This is a genomic window from Sphingomonas phyllosphaerae (genome assembly GCF_029623345.1).
Classification (GTDB): Bacteria; Pseudomonadota; Alphaproteobacteria; order Sphingomonadales; family Sphingomonadaceae; genus Sphingomonas; species Sphingomonas phyllosphaerae_C.
This window is the reverse complement of record NZ_JAPYKH010000002.1, coordinates 353,759-370,890: the sequence shown is the minus strand read 5'-3', so window position 1 is coordinate 370,890 and position 17,132 is coordinate 353,759. Positions and strand designations below refer to the sequence as shown.

Here is a 17,132-nt window from a genome sequence, read left to right as displayed (position 1 = left end):
AAGGGCGCCGCGACGAGATACGAAAAGGGGGCGGGCCGAAGCCCACCCCCCAAACGTCTCGTCGATGCGTCGCGATCAGAACTTGATGCGCGCGCCCACCACGAAGCGGCGGCCCAGCGCGTCGTAGCTCGACGGATAGGTGTTGCCGCTGTTGAACGAGGTGGACCCGACGGTGCCACCGACCAGCGGCGGCTCCTTGTCGAGCAGGTTGGTGACCGTCAGCGTCAGGTCGAAATTGTCGGTGACGCCGAAACGGGTGGCCAAGTCGAGATAGTTGTAGGCCGGGATGCGGCCGAAGTTGACCTGACGGCCCGCCAGCGGACCCGACTCGATCGTACCGCTGAAGGTCGTCACGCCCGGCTCGACACGCATTTTGTCGAGGTGACGCCACAGCAGCGAGATGTCGGCCGAACCGAACGACACCGTGGTGCGCTGATTCCAGGTGAGCTCCGGCTGGAGCGAACCCGCCGACGAGCTCGGGCCGGCCGAACCCGGCGAACCGCAGTTCTGGCCGTACAGACCGACGCAGCGCAGCGTGTCCGACCCAGGCGCCGCCTGGAACTGCGAACGCGACGTCCAGTTGCCCTGGAAGCTCAGGTTCAGCTTGGCGACGCCGAAGTCGCGGCGGTAGCCGACGTTCAGGTCGATACCGTCGGTCAGGATCGTACCGGCGTTGCTCGGCGTGATGATCAGACCACGCGTCGTCGCCGGGTCACCGTCCAGCGCGCCCGTGACGGGGTTGCGGCTGATGTTGAGGCACGCTGCGCTCGCCGCACTGGCGGCGGTGATCCCGCTACCCTGCTGATCGCCGAAGCACAGGTTATAGGCGCTGCCCGCGGTGAGCTGCGAGATCGCGTCCCGGATCTTGATGTTGTAGTAATCGACCGAGATCGAGAGGCCCGGCACGAAGTCGGGCTGCAGCACCACGCCCACGGTGAAGCTGTTCGCCTTCTCCGGACGCAGGTTGATGTTGCCACCCGCGGTGAAGTTGGCCTGCGCCGCGGTCGGCGTCTCGATGCTGCCGATCGTCGAGGCCGGGGCACCTTGCGCGATACACACCGCGGCGAGCGTCGCGTTGTTCACCGGCGCGGCGCCGGCGCACGCGTCATACGACAGGTTGGTCAGCGCGGTGCTCACCGGGTTGAACAGCTCGCCGATGTTCGGCGCACGCACCGCGCGCTGGTAGTTGCCGCGGATCTTCAGGCCGCCGAACGGCGCCCACGTGCCCGCGCCCTTGTAGGTCCAGGTGTCGTAGCTGGGGTTGCCGACCGCATCCACCTTGTACGCGGAGTAGCGCACACCGCCCTCGACCGTCAGGCTGTTGAAGAAGGGCTTGTCCTCGACGAGCGGGACGATGACCTCGCTGTACGCTTCCCAGACGTTGTAGCCGCCGGTGAAGGTCGGCGCCGCGCCGCCCGCGCCGCCGAGCTCGCCCGGGGTCTGCGACAGCGTGTCCGAGTTCTGGCCGGCGGTGTACTTGCGATACTCGCCGCCGAGCGCGAAGCCGATCGGCTCGTTGGCGAAGGGCGAGGAGAAGCCAATGTCGCCGGTCAGCAGCGCGCGGACCTGCGCCAGCGAGGTGCGGTTCGACGAGGTGCTGTCCGCCGTCAGGTAAGACACCTGATCCGACGAGATCGAGCCCGCCGGGCCGAACAGGTTGATCGGGACGCAGCCCGTGCCCGCCGTGATGTCCGCGCCGCCCGGCGCGCCACCGAGGCAGCTCGTGGTATTGGTGGCGAACGCCGCCGAGCGGAAGCGCGAGGTCAGCGCGTAGTTACGGATCGTCTGAGTGTTCTCCGACTCACCGTACGATCCGCCGAGATCGAGGTTGATGCGATCGGTGATGCCGATCTTCACGCCGGCGTTATAGTCGAAGATCGTCGTGACATAGTCCGAGATGCGCGACCCGGTCTCGGTGGTACGACGGTTGGTCGTGGTGGTGAAGTAGCGGAAGTTGGGATCGGTCGGATCGGTCGCCGTCGCCGCCGCCGCGCACTGCGCCGCGGTGAGCTGCGCCACCTGCTGGTTCTGCGCGTTGAAGGTCGGGTTGTTGGCGCAGAACTGCGAACGCGCCGCTGCCGGCAGGTACGGGTTGGAGAAGGGGATCGCGAGCGACGAGCCGAAGATGCCCGACGGCGCGATCACGGTGCTCACCGTATTCTTCGAGAACAGGCCGCGGCTGTAGACCTGCACGCTGTCCGAGATATCATAATGGCCCGCGGCGTAGATGTTGTAGCGCTGGAACGGGACCTGGAAAACATTGTACGGGTTGAAGTTGAACGGCTGCACAGGCTGCTGCAGCCCGCCCGACGTCGGGTTGATCTGGAAGTTGCCCGACTGGAAGCCGGCATTGCCGCGACCGGCGAGACCGGCGAGGTTGAAGCGCGCCGGCACCGTGGTGCCCGAACCGCCCGGCGAGCCGCTCGTCGAGGTGTAGCTGTTCTGCGAGAAGCGCCGCGCGTCCATGTAGACGGGATCGGAATTCTGGTAGCCGATCGACAGCACCGCGTTACCGCGCCCGTCATCGAAGTTGGCGCCGACGGTCAGGTCGACGCGGGTCTGCTCGCCGTCGCCGCGCTCGGTAATGCCCTCCGAGACGTTCAGCTCCATGCCCGAGAAGTCCGAGCGGGTGATGAAGTTGACCACGCCCGATACCGCATCGGCACCATAGGTGGTGGCCGCACCGCCGGTCAGCGTGTCGACGCGCTCGACCAGCGAGAGCGGGATGTTGTTGAGGTCGACGCGACCCACGGTGCTCGACGGCGCGATGCGCTTGCCGTCCAGCAGCACGACGTTGCGGAAGTTGCCGAGGCCGCGAAGGTCAACGAAGGCCGAGCCGCCGTTGCCGTTGTTCACCGCCGAACCGATCGACGGTGCCACGCCCGGCAGGTCACGCAGCAGTTCTTCTGCGGTGTTGCGCTGACGCAGCTGGATCTCTTCCTGGCCGATCACTGCGACCGGGCTCGACGCGATCAGGTTGGGGTTGCGGATCAGCGTGCCGGTGACGACGATGTCGCCCGAGCTGGTCTCGCCCGCCGGCGGGGCCGAATCCTGGCTCGAGATGCCGGCGGCCGGCGCGTTGGGATCAGTGCTCTGCACGCCCGTCTTCGGCTGGCTGGCGGGATCGGCCGTCTGCGCGGTCGCCGGAGCGGCGATCACCGCGGCGCCGACCAGCAGCGTCGAGGCGAGCAGGCGCGAACGATAGGCGTTCAGCATAGAGTTCAGTCCCCTTTTGTGGCCGGTTTTCCGGCATTCACAGAATGTGCTCCGGGCCGGCGCGGCCGCCCGGGATGGCGATGGCTACCGTGAAGCCACGCTGCACAGCAACATGGCACGCCTCTTCGATGGCGTTTTTGAAAGAGTGTAACTTCAATGACACAGATGAAGAATGGTGTGATAACGACCCCGGCGTGTCGGTGAGCAGGGGAGAAGTGTGACGATGCGGCCACCTCGGACGGCGATCGCCGCCATCGCAGTTTTCGTGGCGGCGCCGGTCAGCGCGCAAGCGGGCGGCGGCGCGCAACGCGTCCTTGGCGGCTTCGCGGCGTGCCGTGCGATCACGGACGCGGGCGAGCGGCTCGCCTGCTACGACAAGGCGAGCGCCGCGCTCGAGCAGGCGGTCAAGCAGAATGACGTGCGGATCGTCGATCGCGCCGACGTTCGACGCGCACGACGATCCGTGTTCGGCCTCAATCTGCCCGATCTCGGTCTGCTCGGTGGCGGCGCCGACCGCGGCGAGACCGATCAGCGCGAGACGTTCAGCGAGATCGACACCACGGTCCGCAGCGCGCGCCCCGGCGCCAACGGCCGCGGCGAGATCACGCTGGCAGATGAGGGCAATCCGGTGTGGCAGACCACGGACGCGATGCCCTTCCCCCCCAAGGCGGGCGCCAAGGTGCGGATCCGCAAGGGCACGATGGGCGCCTTCTTCCTCAACGTCGATGGCCGCAGCTATCGCGCGCTGCGGCTGCGCTGAGCTAGGCCGCGGGCATCGCTCCGGCGACCGGCTGCGGATCGATCCGCGCGCCGCGCCACGTCATCGCCCAGTGCAGGTGCGGCCCCGAGGCGCGGCCGGTGCGGCCGACCAACCCGATCGGCTCGCCCTGGCGCACATGCTCCCCCACCCGCACATCGATCCGCGAGAGGTGGAGGAAGGCGCTGGTCAGACCGGCGCCATGGTCGAGGATCAGCAGTCGCCCCTCCAGCGTGAAGGGCGGGTCGGCGGCGAGCGTGACCACCCCGTCGGCCGGGGCGACCACCAGCGTTCCCTCGCCGCGCGCGACGTCGACTCCGCCGTGATAGCTGCCGGGCTCGCCGCGGTAGATCCGCTGCGCGCCGAACGGCCCCGAGATCCGGCCCGTCACTGGCCAGCGGAAGCGCTGGCGCCAGCCCTCCGAGTTGCCATCGACGGTGCGGGCGCTGGCGATCTGCCGCAGCTCGGCGGGGCGTCGGCGCGTGAAATCGGCGTCGGGCACGGGCACCTTGGCGACGCGGTCGAGCCGCTCGAGCCGCCACGCGCGCGGCGTGACCGGCAACGTCGCGGTGAGCGTGCGCGCGTTGGGCAGCGCTGCGGTCACCGTCAGCACGCCGGACGCGTCACGGTCGGCGGCGACCAGGAAACGGCCGTCCGGCGCGAGCGGCACGGGCACGCCGTCGAGAGTCAGCCGCGTCGTCCCCGTCGGGGCGGTGCCGAGCGCGACTCCGCCCTGCGCGAGCGCTGGCGGAAGCCCGAGGCGGACGGGCGAGACCAGCTCGGGCGGCGGGGGAAGCGTCGGCCGCGGTGGCGCTTCGTCACGCGCGGCCGTCACCGGATCGACCGGCGCGGCGAGCGGCGCGGTCGCGGGCGCCGGCACGCAGCCGGCCAGCGCCACCGCGCTCGCCAGCACCACCGCCATCGGCTGCCCGCTCACCGCGGCGCCAACGCCTCGGTCGCGAGCGCGGCACTGGCGAAGGGGCGCTGCGTCGCCGCATCCCAGTAGCGCAGGTCCTCCAGCGGGATGCGCGCCCCCGACACCGCGCACACCACATGGTCGCCCGGCACCAGCACGCGGAAGCCGTTGGCGAGATAATGGAGTTTGGCGGGTCGGTCGGTGTGGCTCATCAGCATCGGGGCAACTCTCAGAACAGGCGCGGCTGGTCGGGCTTCTCAGGATAGGCGCGCGGCGGCTTGGCCTCAAGCGTGGGCGCACGCGCGGGCGGCGCCCCTTCCCCCACCCGCGCCGACACCGCGCCGTCGCGGAAGTGGAGCAGCAGCGCACCCGCGGCGCGCGCGGCGTCCGCGCTGGTCACCGTGCCGCCCGCCGCGGCCTCAACCCGTACATAGCCGCGATCCAGCAGCTTGTCCGGGTTGAGGCTCTCGACCAGTCGGCCCAGATCGGCGAGCCGCGCCCGGCCCGCCTCCAAGCGCCGCTCCAGCGCGGCGGGACGGATCGCACCGGCGGTACGGTCGAGCTCACCGCGCGCGCGTGTCACGCGCCGCTCCAGCCCACGATCGAGCCGCCCGCCCAGTTCGTCGAGCCGCTGGCGCTGCGGGCCGAGCAGCCGGTCGCGCGTCGGCATCACGCGCGCGAGCGCGTCCAGCCGCTCGCGCCCGCGCTCGACGTAGCGGCGTGCGCAGCGCTCGGTGCGCTGGCGCATCGCGTCGAGCGACAGGCGCAGCTCGGCCAGCACAGGCACCGCGATCTCGGCCGCCGCAGTCGGGGTCGGCGCGCGCAGGTCGGCGGCATGGTCGCACAACGTCGTGTCGGTCTCGTGCCCGACCGCGGAGATGATCGGGATCGAGCAGGCAGCGACGGCACGCACCACGACCTCTTCGTTGAAGGCCCACAGGTCCTCGATTGAGCCGCCGCCGCGCGCGACGATCACCAGGTCGGGGCGGCGCATCGGACCGTCCGCGGGGAGCGCGTCGAAGCCGCGCACCGCCGCCGCCACGTCCTCGGCCGCGCCCGCGCCCTGCACCTTGACCGGCCAGACGATCACGTGCGTGGGGCAGCGGTCCTCAAGCCGGTGGAGGATATCGCGGATCACCGCGCCGGTCGGCGAGGTGACGACGCCGATCGTGCGCGGCATGAACGGCAGCCCCTGCTTGCGCTCGCGGTCGAACAGCCCCTCCGCCGCCAGCTTGAGCCGAAGCTTCTCGAGCAGCGCCATCAACGCGCCCGCGCCGGCGAGCTCCATCCACTCGATCACGATCTGATATTTCGAGCGGCCCGGATAGGTCGTCAGCCGTCCGGTCGCGACCACCTCGATCCCGTCCTCGGGGCGGAAGGCGAGCCCGGCGGCGCTGCCCTTCCACATCACGCCGTCGATCACCGCGGCATCGTCCTTGAGGCAGAGATAGGCGTGGCCCGAGGTCGCGCGCTTGTAGCCCGAGATCTCGCCACGCAGCCGCACGCTGCCGAACTCACCCTCGACCATGCGCTTGAGCCGCCCCGAGAGCTCGCTGACGCTGACCGCCATCGCATTGTCGCCGGGCGTGGCCTCGGCTACCAGCCGGCCCGCCTGAGTATCGTAAAGGGGGTCGGCCATGAACATCCTGCTGGTGGGATCGGGGGGACGCGAGCACGCACTCGCGTGGAAACTGGCGCAATCTCCTCGTCTCGATACGCTCTTCGCCGCGCCGGGCAACCCCGGCATCGCGCGGCACGCCACGATCGCGGAGCTGGACGTCGACGATCACCGCGCGGTGATCGACTTCGTCCGCCGCCACCAGATCGGGCTGGTGGTGATCGGGCCGGAAGTGCCGCTGGTGCGCGGCCTCGCCGACAACATCCGCGCGATCGGCGTAGCGGTATTCGGCCCCGGGCGCGAGGCGGCGAAGCTGGAAGGCTCGAAGGGTTTCACCAAGGACTTGTGCGCGCGTGTCGGCATTCCGACCGCGCGTTATTTCAAGGTGACCTCGCGCGACGGCGCGCTCGCCTGCCTCGACGATTTTGGCGAGACCTGCGTGATCAAGGCCGACGGACTCGCCGCAGGGAAGGGCGTGGTGGTCGCGATGTCGCGCGCCGAGGCCGAGGCGGCGATCCGCGACCTCTACGCGCAGGGGCCGGTCGAGGCGGTGATCGAGGAGCGGCTCGAAGGTCCCGAGGCCAGCCTGTTCGTGCTGAGCGACGGCACCTCCACCGCGTCCTTCGGCTCGGCGCAGGACCACAAGCGCGTCGGCGACGGCGACATCGGCCCCAACACCGGCGGCATGGGCGCCTACAGCCCGGCGCTGGTGCTCACCCCCGAGCTGGAGGAGCAGGCGCTCGGCGAGATCGTGCGCCCGACGATCGACGCGCTCGCCGCCGCGGGCACGCCCTATGTCGGCGTGCTCTACGCCGGGCTGATGCTCACCGCGGACGGCCCCAAGCTGATCGAATATAACGTTCGCTTCGGCGATCCGGAGTGCCAGGTGCTGATGGCGCGCTTTGCGGGCGACCTCGTCGAGATGCTGCTCGCGGTGGCGGAGGGGCGGCTCGCCGATCTTCCCGGCCCCGCCTTCGCGGACGACGCCGCGCTGACGGTGGTGATGGCGGCCGAGGGCTATCCCGGCGACCCGCGCACGGGTGGCGCGATCGGCGGGATCGACGCTGCCGAGGCGACCGGCGCGACCGTATTCCAAGCCGGCACGCGGCAGGACGGCGAAGCGCTGGTGGCGAGCGGCGGGCGCGTGCTCGCGGTCACCGCGATCGGGGCAGACGTGGCCGCGGCACGCGCCGCCGCCTATCGCGCGCTCGAGGCGATCGACTTCCCGACCGGGTTCTTCCGCCACGACATCGGAGCGAAGGCGCACGCCGATGGTTGACCTGCAAATGCTGCCCGCCGCTAGGACTCGCCGATGAACTCCTCCAGCTTCGCCCTGGAACCGATCTCGCAGGATCAGGTGCTCGTCACCGTCGCGCTCGCGCTGGTTGCGCTGCTGGCGGTGCTCACCGTGATCGGCATGATCTGGGGCGGCCGGCTCAAGGCCAAGCGCCGCGCGGCCGAGGCGGAGGAGCAGCAGCGGATCGAGGAGCTGCGCGCCGACGGGGTCGAGGTCACCAACACCGCCGAGGGCGTACGCCCGATCGTGCGCGGCAGCGACGACGCGCGTGAGGATCGGCATAACGCCGTGCCGGAGCAGGCGCCCCCGCCTGCGTCTCGCCCCTCCCCGCTGCGGGACGAAACGCCGGTCGACGAGACACCGCCGGAGCCGCCACTCGCCGGCGAGCCGATCGTCGCCGCCGCACCGCTCGACGCCTCGCCCGCGAGCGCCGCGTTGGATGCGCCGCGAGCGACGGCAGACGAGAGTTCGGGAGCGCAGTCGATCACGCTGCTCAAAGGCCTAGGGCCCAAGATCGCGACGCGGCTCGCCGAGCTCGGCATCACGCGCGTCGACCAGCTCGCCTGGCTCGATGACGCGGAGGCGACGCAGCTCGACGCACAGCTCGGCGTGTTTGCCGGGCGGATGGAGCGCGACCGCTGGCGCGAGCAGGCGCGTCTGCTCGCGCAGGGCGACCGAGCCGGCTATGAAGCGCAATTCGGAAAGCTGGGATGAGCGTCGCCTTCCGCCGCGAGAGCGACGACGAGCATCTCGAGCCCCGCTTTGAGCTGCCGATCCCGCCCGGACCCAATCTCGTCACCGCGCGCGGGCGTACGCTGATCGATGAGCGCGTCGCCGCCTTGGAGAGCGCGCTGGCCGCGGCCGACGACGAGGAGGCGCGCAAGGCGGTGGCGCGAGACCTGCGCTACTGGAAGACGCGTCGCGCCACCGCGATCGAGACAGCTGCGCGCGCCGACGGCGTGGTGGGGTTCGGCACCGCCGTCACCTTCACGCTCGACGGGCGCGATCGGCGCGTGACGATCGTCGGCGACGACGAGGCCGATCCCGCCGCGGGGCTGCTCGCCCTTTCGGCACCGCTCGCCCGCGCGCTGCTCGGCGCCAGCGAAGGTGATGCCGTCGCCTTCAACGGACGCGAGGAGGCGATCGAGGTGCTGAGCATCGGCTGACGGCTGGGTCGATGCTCGGAAACGACGCTGGTAGAGCAACTTAGTTGCGCGATGTTGCGACGCATTCGCATTTAGCTTAGGCCGTTCCCCGAAGGGGATCGCGCATGAACCAACGACTGTTCGCCGCCGTCATCGCCGGCGTCACACTCGCGCCACTCACTGCACACGCGCAGGACGCGGCCGCCGACGACGTCATCGTCACCGGCACGACCGCCACCGCCACCAAAACCGCCACGCCGCTCGTCGACATACCGCAGTCGGTCACGCTGCTTGACCGGCGCCGGCTCGAAGACCGCGCGTCGCGCTCGCTCAACGAGGCGCTCGCCTACGTTGTTGGCGTGAACACCGGCAGCTACGGCTTCGACCCGCGCTTTGACGCCTTCTTCATCCGCGGCTTCCAGGCGACCTACACCGGCGTGTTCCGCGACGGGCTGCGTCAGCTCAACAGTCCGCTCGGGCTGTGGCGCAACGAACCCTATGGCATCGAGCGGCTGGCGGTCGTGCGCGGCCCCGCCTCGGTGCTCTACGGCGCGAGCGGCGCGGGCGGGCTGGTCGACGTCACCAGCAAGCGCGCGAGCGCCGACCGCTTCGCCGAGGTGCAGGGCATGGTCGGCAGCTACGACCGTTATCAGCTCAACGCCGACGTCTCCATGCCGGTCGGCGACGGTGTCGCCCTGCGCGTCACCGGCGTGGCGCGCGACAGCGGCACGTCGCTCCCCGGCTTCGAGGACGACCGCTACTTCCTCGCACCCGCTGCCACCGCGCGGCTCGGCAACGATACGGACCTTAGCGTGCTCGGCGAATATATGTGGTCGCGCACCGGGGCGAGCGCGGCGTTCTACAACGATGCCCGCGGCGTGACGCGAATCCCGTTGAGCGACCCGCGCTTCAACGATCTGACCCATCGCCAGTGGCGCGCGGGATACGCGCTCGAGCATCGCCTGGGCGATTCGGTGTCGCTGCACCAAAACATGCGCGTGCAGGAGGTCACCGTCGACATGGCCTATTCCTACGTCACCGACCCGACCGCGCCGGTCACCCGCCTCGGGGCGCGCGCGGCGGACTGGACGAAGAGCGTCAACCTGGACGACCAGCTGCGCGCCGAGCTGACCACCGGCGCGATGCGCCACCGGCTACTGATCGGCATCGACTATAATGACGTCCGCTATCGCAGCGCGGAGGGCTTCGGCACCGCCCCGCTGAGCGACACCAACCTGGCGCGCCCGGCACTGGCGCCGACGACGCGGCAGCGCTTCTACCAGATCGGCCTCTACGCGCAGGACCAGATCGAGGCGGGCGCACTCGGGCTCACCGCCGGTGTACGCCACGACTGGCTCGACGCGCGCACCGACGTGCCCGACGCCCCGACGGCCGAGCGCGACGACCGTCGGCTGAGCGGTCGCGTCGGCGCGACGCTGCGCGTGGCGGAGGGCGTGACACCCTATCTCAACTGGTCGACCTCGTTCGAGCCGAACGTCGGCCTGCTGCTCGACGGCACGCCGGCGCGGCCGACCAGCGCGCGGCAGTATGAGGGCGGCGTCAAATGGATCCCGCGGACAGGCGTGCTGCTCAGCGCCGCCGCGTTCGACATCCGCCAGCGCGACGGCGTCGTGTTCGACGCCTCGACCGGGATCAACCGTCAGGTTCAGCTCGATCTACGCTCCAGGGGAGCGGAGCTGGAAGCCTCGGCGCGCGTCGCCGCAGGGCTCGACCTCACCGCGGCTTATGCGCTCACCGACATGCGGATCCGGCGCGGCGCGGCGGGCACGATCGGCAACCATCTGTCGGCGACTCCGCGGCACAATGGCTCGCTCTGGGCAGATTATGCGCCCACGCTGCGGGGCTTCGGGTTCGGCGCGGGCGTGCGTTACCTCGGGCCGAGTTGGGGCGATGATGCCAACACGATCCGCAACCGAGCGCGCACCTTCGTCGACGCGGTGGTCCATTATGACGTACCGTCGCTCGCGCCGCTCCGACTGCAACTCAATGCGACCAACCTGCTGGACGCGGAGCCGGTCACCTGCGCCGCGAGCTTCTGCTACCGCGATCAGGGCCGGACCGTGCTGGCGAGTGCGCGCTATCGGCTCTGAGGCGGCATGGAGCGGCGACGCGGGCGCGCGTTCCGTCTCCCGCCGACGTCACGCCTCGCTGACGAGCAGCTTGTCGATGCGGCGCCCGTCGAGGTCGACCACCTCGAACTTCCAGCCCTGCTTCTCGAAGCTCTCGCCCTCGGCGGGCAGCTTGCGGAACGCCGCCAGCGCCAGCCCGGCCACCGTGGCATAGTCGCGGTCCTCCGGCAGATCGATGCCGAGCCGCTCCGCCAGCGCGTCGGCGGCCATCGTGCCCGCGACCAGCAGCGAGCCGTCGTCGCGCTCGACCACATTGGGGGTCTCATCGGGATCGGCGTCGGAGACGAATTCGCCCGCGATCGCGGCCAGCAGGTCGGCGGGCGTGACGATCCCTTCGAAGTGCCCGTATTCGTCGTGGATCAGCGCCATCGGCACCTCGGCGCGGCGCAGCGCGTCGAGCGCGTCCATCGCGTCGATCTGATCGATCACCACCGGCGCGCGCCGCATCAGCCGCGCCACGTCGAGCGTCTCGCCGCGGAACAGCGCCATCGCCACGTCGCGCGCCTGCACCACGCCGATCACCGAATCGATCGAGCCCTCCGCGACCGGCAGCCGGCTGTGCGCGACATCGAGCAGCTTGGCGCGGATCGCGGCGTCATCGAGCGAGACGTCGATCCACTCCACTTCGGTGCGCGGCGTCATCACCTCACGCACGGGCCGGTCGGCAAGCCGCACCACGCCAGAGATGATCGAGCGCTCATGCTCCTCGATCACCCCCGACTTGCTCGCCTCGGCGACGATGAGGTGGAGTTCCTCGGCGGTGACCTGGTCCTCGTTCTCGCGCGTCAGCCCGAGCAGGCGGAAGGCCAGCAAGCTGGTCGAATCGAGCAGCCATACGATCGGCTTGGTGAAGCGCGCCAGATAGGCCATCGGCAGCGCAATCAGTGCCGCCACCGTCTCGGGCTTGCGCAGCGCGAACTGCTTGGGGACGAGCTCGCCGACGATCAGCGAAGCGTAGGTGGTGAGCCCGATCACCAGGATATAGCCGAGGCGCTCCGCGGCCGCATGACCCAGCCCGAGCGCCTCAAGCCGCGCCGCAGTGGGCGTGCCGAGGCTCGCGCCCGAATAGGCGCCCGCGATGATGCCGATCAGGGTGATGCCGATCTGAACGGTCGAGAGAAACTTGCCCGGATCGGCGGCGAGTTCGATCGCGGTGGCGGCGCCGCGCCGGCCGCTGCGCGCCATCGCCTCGAGCCGCGCCTTGCGCGCCGACACGATCGCCAGCTCGCTCATCGCGAATACGCCGTTGAGCGCGACCAGCGCCAGGATGATGACGACGTCGATCCAGGGGAACGGCGGTAGCATGTTCGTACTGTCTCTCTTGGCGGCAAAGCGTGCGCGCGACAATCCGCAAAGTGGCGGTTCGCTCCGTCATCGCGCATTCAGCGCGGCAGGAACAATGATTGCGTGGGTCGGGTTGACCGGCATTGATCTGGGGAAAGGGAAAAGCATGAAGCTCTCGTCGAAGCTGGTCGCGGCCGTATCCGCGCTGTCGCTGGTGTCGGTCGCGGCGTGCACCACCGATCCGGAGACGGGCGAGCGCCGCATCTCGAAGACCGCGATCGGCGGCCTGGGCGGCGCGCTCGGCGGTTATCTGCTCGGCGACGTCGTCGGCGGGCGGCGCGACCGGACCGAGAAGATCCTGGGCGCGGGCATCGGCGGGATCGCCGGCGCCGGGATCGGCGCTTACATGGACAAGCAGGAGCGCGAGATGCGCGAGCGCACCCGCGGCACGGACGTGCAGGTGACCCGCCAAGGCGACGACCTGCTGCTCAACATACCGTCGGGGATCAACTTCGCGTACAATTCGGCGAACGTGCAGCCGCAGTTCCGCGGCACGCTCGACAAGGTGGCCAGCGTGTTGGCGGACTACCCGCAGACCTATATCGACGTGTACGGCCATACCGACTCGACCGGGAGCGACTCGTACAACCAGGATCTGTCGGAGCGGCGCGCGACCTCGGTGGCGGACTATCTGTCGAGCCACGGCGTGCAGGCGGCGCGGATCGCGACGCGCGGCTTCGGCGAGACCCAGCCGATCGAGACCAACGACACCGAGCAGGGCCGCGCCGCCAATCGCCGCGTGGAGATCAAAGTGGTGCCGATCTCGCAGAACGACGTGCCGCCGCGATGAGGTCCAGGGGCGGGCGGCGGGCCGCGCACCTCTGATTATCCCTCGAAAGTGGACAGATACGAACAAGTCGCTGCCGCCCACTTGCAAATCTATCGCACCTCGTCTTTGAGACATAAATCCTTTTAGAGAGACGAGCCAACAAACGCTATCGCGTTTTGGCACGTTCCGATCAGTGCGTCTTAACCCATTCAACTCTATTATCAACGCTTTCCAGCATACAAAAGCTCGACTCGATTCTTTCTGTCGTTCAGCGCTTGAAATCAATTGTCTGCGTTGATCCGCACCTCTTCCTCGCGCGGGGCGCGAGCGGCTCACGTGGGCGACGGCGTGCTCCTGCGCGAACAGGAGCCCAGAGGAACGGAGCAGGACGGCCCCGGCCCTGGGCTCCTGCCTGCGCAGGAGCCTGGTACTCCATGGGGCCGCGTGATCGCTTCTCAGCGCGTCGGCAGCAGCCTCGCCCAGCGCGCGTCGAGCCGCGCCTGCGCGCCGGCGCGCGGCACGCGCGTCACCAGCGAGATCCCGCGCAGGCTGATGCTGTGCCCGCTGAACAGATGGCCGCTGATCGAATAGCCGATGTCGTAGAGCGCGACGTCCTCGTGCGGCGAGCCATCAACGAGGTAGCGCGTGATGATCGCGATCGGCATCTGCTCGTCGCCGCGACTGTCGTCTGGGCGGTGCGCCGCGGCGCGTGCCTTCTTCAGCGCGCCCTCGAACCAATCGCCCTCGATCCGCGGCTCGCCCGTGGTCTCGACCGGGTCGAGCCCGAGCGCGGAGGGGAACAGCAACGTCTGGCTCTGCACCGACTGCGCGTCCGAGGCCGGGCGCACGGTGATGCGGTCCTTCGATGCCGCCGACGCCACCAACGTCAGCGTCGTCGCGCGCGAGGAAGCGCGCGTCGACTCCTCGGTCTTGGCGACTTTGTCGTCGCGCCGGTCGCTCCAGTTGCTCCACAAGGTCAACGCCGAGATCAGCACCGCCGCCAGCGCGAGCACCTCGCCCAAGGTGATCCAGCGGCGTCGGATCGCTGCCGCCTCGACGGCGCGCTTCTCGGCGCGGGCGCCCGCGTCATTGTTCTGGTTCGGAGGGAGCTCGCTCATGCCTCGCCTTCGATCATCGCGGGCGGTTCGGGTCAAGCGCGCGCGCATGTCGATGCGGCGAGAACGCGTCGCCCGCATCGGTTTCTTCGTCAGCCTCGCCTGCCCTCGCCGTCAATGACAGGCGGAATTTCGGATGCGGGTGTATCCGTCCCTCTTCACTGGGCAAGCTGCCTGACATCTGGTAAGGCCAATGTCGATCGGCAAAGCCGGCGACGATAGGGAGGATGAGGATGGCGGCATGGTCTCGTCGCGGCGCGTGGGCGCTGCTGGTCTCGTCCACGCTGGCGGGACCGCTCCCGGCGCAGACGCCGGCACCGCTCGCCTGGATGGCGCCCGCCGTGGTCGAGCAGCAGCGCACCGCGCGATCGGACGAGGCCCGCGAGGCGGTCGCGCGTGAGCGTGCGCATGCGCTGGTTGGCGCGATGACGCTTCCGCAGAAGATGCAGCAGCTCACCGGCAGCAAGCCTTCGGTCCTGCCCGAGCTGCCGAACTGCTTCGGGGCGCGGCACGTCGACGGCATTGCGGCGCTGGCGATCCCCACCTTCCGCATCACCAACGGCCCGGTCGGCGTCGGCCAGAATGACTGCGTGTCGCTCGCGGTACGCGATTCGATGAGCCCGGACCGGCGCTCGATGTTTCGCGCCTACAGCGATCCCAGCTCGGCCAAGGCGACCGCGCTACCCTCAGGCATGGCGGTCGCCGCCTCGTTCGATCCGCGAGTCGCCGCCGATTTCGGCGCGGTCATCGCGCGCGAGATGAACGACCTCGCGCTCCACGTCTTCGAGGCGCCGGGGATGAACCTGGCGCGCCTGCCGATCCTGGGCCGCAACTTCGAATATTTCGGCGAGGATCCGTATCTCGCCGGTACCATGGCGGTGGCCGAGATCCGTGCCGTCCAGGCCGGCAACATCATCGCCATGGCCAAGCATTTCGTCGCCAACGAGCAGGAGACGAACCGCATGACGATCCAGGAGACCGTCGATGAGCAGGTGCTGCGCGAGCTGTACCTGATCCCGTTCGAGATGAGCGTGAAGGACGCCAAGGTCGCTGCGGTGATGTGCTCGTACAATTTCCTCAACGGCGTCCAGGCATGCGCCAACAAGCCGATGCTGACGGGAGTGCTGCGCGACGACTGGGGCTTCACCGGTTATGTCCAGACCGACTTTTTCGCGCAGAAGAGTACCGCTCCGGCGCTGGACGCGGGGCTCGACCATGAGATGCCGACGCCGATCCACTGGGCGCCCGACAAGCTGACGGCCGCGCTCGCCGACAACGCGATCGCGCCGGCGCAGATCGATCGCGCGCTGCAGCGCCGCTACACGCAGATGTTCAAGGCCGGCGTGTTCGACCGCGCGCTGCGGCAGTCGCCGATCGATTATGCCGCGGGCGGACGTGCCGCGCGCTCGATCGGAGCGCGCGGCGCGGTGCTGCTCCAGAACAATGGCGCGTTGCCGCTGGCACGGAGCGCGCGCATGATCGCGCTGGTCGGCAAGGCGAGCCAACCCTACGCACAGCAGGCCATCGCAGGCGGCGCGATCCTGGGCAAGCCGATGGGCGCAGGCGGCGGCAGCTCGGACGTGGTTCCCGCCTATACGGTCGCGCCGATCGACGGTCTGCGCGCCGGGCTGCGCGCGGTAGGCCGCGCCGACGCATCGGTCAGCCTGATCCTGGTCGACGACGCCAATCGCGCCGCCACGATCGATGGCAGCGCGGTGGCGTTCGATGCCGCGCTCGCGCGGATCGCCGCGGCCGACGCGGTGGTGGTGATGGCGGGCAGCAACGCCGAGGAGGGCGCTGACCGTGCCAGCTTTACGCGCAAGGACGGGCACGAACTCGCCCAGCCCGCCGCGGCCGGCCATTCGCTCGACTGGTACGTCGCCAAGCCGAGCGCGATCGCCACCGCCGACGGTGAGGGCGCGAACCCCGCCGCCTCGAGCGGGACGGTGGCGATGCTCGCCGCGATCCTGGCGGCGCGTTCCACCACCGCGGCCGCGATGCCGGCCAAGACGGTGCTGGTGCTCAAGGACAATGCCAGCGTCGCGCTGGATCCGGCGCTGCTCGGCGCGGCCGGCCCGTCGATCCTCGAGGTCTGGTTCCCCGGCCAGGAGGACGGCAATATCGTCGCCGACCTGCTACTCGGCCGCGCCGAACCGACCGGGCGCCTGCCGGTCACCTTCCCGATCGCGGCACGCGGCTTCCTCGATTCGATCACGCCCGTGCAATTCCCCGGCATCCCCGCCGGCGACGGCAAGACGCAGACGGTGACATACAGCGAGGGGCTGGAGATCGGCTACCGCTGGTACGATTCGCACTGCGACTCGACACCGAGCGTCGCCTTCCCCTTCGGCCACGGTCTCTCGTACACGCACTTCGCCAGCGACGCGCCGCGGCTCGACCCGACCGGCGAGGACAAGGTGCTGCGTGCGAGCGTGACGGTGCGCAACACCGGCGCGCGCGCCGGGACCGAGGTGGTGCAGGCCTATCTGTCGCTGCCGCCCAGCGCCGATGCCGTGGGCGCGCACCAGCCGCCGCGTCGGCTCGTCGGCTTCGCGCGCGTCACGCTCGCGCCCGGTGAGTCGCGGCGCGTGACGGTCGCTGTCGACCCGGCGGCGAATCATCATCCGATGAGCGTGTGGAGCAAGGCGCAGCACGCCTGGGTGACGCCGCGCGGCCGCTACGTGCTGCGGCTCGGGACCTCGTCCGCGCTCAGCGACCTGGTCGAGGCAGGCAGCCTTACCCGCTGAGGCGTCCAAGAACGAGAAAGAGGACGGCGCCGCGAGGCGCCGTCCTCCCTTGTTCCAG

The 17,132-nt window shown here is 69.9% G+C and carries 13 protein-coding genes; 7 read left to right on the top strand and 6 right to left on the bottom strand.

Annotated features, from left to right (window positions below; all coding sequences use genetic code 11):
- Positions 1-75: 75 nt before the first annotated feature.
- Complete coding sequence (locus QBJ89_RS03490; RefSeq protein ID WP_277979153.1) at positions 76-3,216, bottom strand: TonB-dependent receptor domain-containing protein; 3,141 nt, start codon at positions 3,214-3,216, stop codon at positions 76-78.
- Positions 3,217-3,439: 223 nt separating this feature from the next.
- Here QBJ89_RS03490 and QBJ89_RS03485 point away from each other — a divergent pair, with 223 nt between their 5' ends.
- Positions 3,440-3,976, top strand: a complete 537-nt coding sequence (locus tag QBJ89_RS03485; protein ID WP_277979152.1) for a hypothetical protein — start codon at positions 3,440-3,442, stop codon at positions 3,974-3,976.
- A 1-nt stretch (position 3,977) separates the two neighbouring features.
- Here QBJ89_RS03485 and QBJ89_RS03480 read toward each other — a convergent pair whose 3' ends face one another.
- Genes QBJ89_RS03480 through xseA form a run of 3 tightly spaced genes read right to left on the bottom strand, consistent with a single transcriptional unit; the run spans position 3,978 to position 6,528 of the window.
- On the bottom strand, positions 3,978-4,910 hold the full coding sequence (locus tag QBJ89_RS03480; protein ID WP_277979151.1) for a M23 family metallopeptidase: 933 nt from the start codon (positions 4,908-4,910) through the stop codon (positions 3,978-3,980).
- On the bottom strand, positions 4,907-5,107 hold the full coding sequence (locus tag QBJ89_RS03475; RefSeq protein ID WP_277979150.1) for a DUF2093 domain-containing protein: 201 nt from the start codon (positions 5,105-5,107) through the stop codon (positions 4,907-4,909). Before QBJ89_RS03475 ends, QBJ89_RS03480 begins: the two co-directional genes overlap by 4 nt.
- An 11-nt stretch (positions 5,108-5,118) precedes the next feature.
- On the bottom strand, positions 5,119-6,528 hold the full coding sequence (gene xseA, locus QBJ89_RS03470) for an exodeoxyribonuclease VII large subunit (RefSeq protein ID WP_277979149.1): 1,410 nt from the start codon (positions 6,526-6,528) through the stop codon (positions 5,119-5,121).
- On the opposite strand from xseA, the gene purD reads away from it, so the two are divergent.
- The 4 genes from purD to QBJ89_RS03450 all read left to right on the top strand — a co-directional run bounded on the left by purD (position 6,527) and on the right by QBJ89_RS03450 (position 11,060).
- A complete protein-coding gene (gene purD / locus QBJ89_RS03465; RefSeq protein ID WP_277979148.1) occupies positions 6,527-7,786 on the top strand; it encodes a phosphoribosylamine--glycine ligase in 1,260 nt (419 codons plus the stop codon). The two genes, xseA and purD, sit on opposite strands and share 2 nt — an antisense overlap.
- Before the next feature lie 33 nt (positions 7,787-7,819).
- Positions 7,820-8,518, top strand: a complete 699-nt coding sequence (locus tag QBJ89_RS03460; protein WP_277979147.1) for a hypothetical protein — start codon at positions 7,820-7,822, stop codon at positions 8,516-8,518.
- Positions 8,515-8,970, top strand: a complete 456-nt coding sequence (locus QBJ89_RS03455) for a GreA/GreB family elongation factor (protein ID WP_277979146.1) — start codon at positions 8,515-8,517, stop codon at positions 8,968-8,970. The genes QBJ89_RS03460 and QBJ89_RS03455 overlap by 4 nt, the downstream gene beginning before the upstream one ends.
- A gap of 104 nt (positions 8,971-9,074) precedes the next feature.
- A complete protein-coding gene (locus QBJ89_RS03450) occupies positions 9,075-11,060 on the top strand; it encodes a TonB-dependent siderophore receptor (protein ID WP_277979145.1) in 1,986 nt (661 codons plus the stop codon).
- Positions 11,061-11,108: 48 nt separating this feature from the next.
- Here the strand turns inward: QBJ89_RS03450 and QBJ89_RS03445 are convergent, their stop codons facing one another.
- A complete protein-coding gene (locus QBJ89_RS03445; RefSeq protein ID WP_277979144.1) occupies positions 11,109-12,404 on the bottom strand; it encodes a hemolysin family protein in 1,296 nt (431 codons plus the stop codon).
- 145 nt (positions 12,405-12,549) lie between these two features.
- Here QBJ89_RS03445 and QBJ89_RS03440 point away from each other — a divergent pair, with 145 nt between their 5' ends.
- Positions 12,550-13,233, top strand: coding sequence for an OmpA family protein (locus tag QBJ89_RS03440; RefSeq protein WP_277979143.1), 684 nt, complete (start codon positions 12,550-12,552; stop codon positions 13,231-13,233).
- A 434-nt stretch (positions 13,234-13,667) separates the two neighbouring features.
- Here QBJ89_RS03440 and QBJ89_RS03435 read toward each other — a convergent pair whose 3' ends face one another.
- The gene (locus tag QBJ89_RS03435) at positions 13,668-14,330 is read right to left on the bottom strand and encodes a hypothetical protein (RefSeq protein WP_277979142.1); all 663 of its coding nucleotides are present in this window, start codon (positions 14,328-14,330) and stop codon (positions 13,668-13,670) included.
- Positions 14,331-14,560: 230 nt separating this feature from the next.
- Between QBJ89_RS03435 and QBJ89_RS03430 the strand changes: the two genes are divergently transcribed.
- On the top strand, positions 14,561-17,074 hold the full coding sequence (locus tag QBJ89_RS03430; RefSeq protein ID WP_277979141.1) for a beta-glucosidase family protein: 2,514 nt from the start codon (positions 14,561-14,563) through the stop codon (positions 17,072-17,074).
- Positions 17,075-17,132: the final 58 nt, after the last annotated feature.

Excerpts from the sequence above, each read along its gene's own strand:
- QBJ89_RS03455 (WP_277979146.1), top strand. The coding sequence starts at position 8,515 with ATGAGCGTCGCCTTCCGCCGCGAGAGCGACGACGAGCATCTCGAGCCC.
- QBJ89_RS03485 (WP_277979152.1), top strand. The coding sequence starts at position 3,440 with ATGCGGCCACCTCGGACGGCGATCGCCGCCATCGCAGTTTTCGTGGCG.
- QBJ89_RS03445 (WP_277979144.1), bottom strand. The coding sequence starts at position 12,404 with ATGCTACCGCCGTTCCCCTGGATCGACGTCGTCATCATCCTGGCGCTG.
- QBJ89_RS03430 (WP_277979141.1), top strand. The coding sequence starts at position 14,561 with ATGGCGGCATGGTCTCGTCGCGGCGCGTGGGCGCTGCTGGTCTCGTCC.
- QBJ89_RS03460 (WP_277979147.1), top strand. The coding sequence starts at position 7,820 with ATGAACTCCTCCAGCTTCGCCCTGGAACCGATCTCGCAGGATCAGGTG.
- purD (WP_277979148.1), top strand. The coding sequence starts at position 6,527 with ATGAACATCCTGCTGGTGGGATCGGGGGGACGCGAGCACGCACTCGCG.
- QBJ89_RS03475 (WP_277979150.1), bottom strand. The coding sequence starts at position 5,107 with ATGCTGATGAGCCACACCGACCGACCCGCCAAACTCCATTATCTCGCC.
- QBJ89_RS03490 (WP_277979153.1), bottom strand. The coding sequence starts at position 3,216 with ATGCTGAACGCCTATCGTTCGCGCCTGCTCGCCTCGACGCTGCTGGTC.
- QBJ89_RS03435 (WP_277979142.1), bottom strand. The coding sequence starts at position 14,330 with ATGAGCGAGCTCCCTCCGAACCAGAACAATGACGCGGGCGCCCGCGCC.
- QBJ89_RS03440 (WP_277979143.1), top strand. The coding sequence starts at position 12,550 with ATGAAGCTCTCGTCGAAGCTGGTCGCGGCCGTATCCGCGCTGTCGCTG.
- QBJ89_RS03450 (WP_277979145.1), top strand. The coding sequence starts at position 9,075 with ATGAACCAACGACTGTTCGCCGCCGTCATCGCCGGCGTCACACTCGCG.
- xseA (WP_277979149.1), bottom strand. The coding sequence starts at position 6,528 with ATGGCCGACCCCCTTTACGATACTCAGGCGGGCCGGCTGGTAGCCGAG.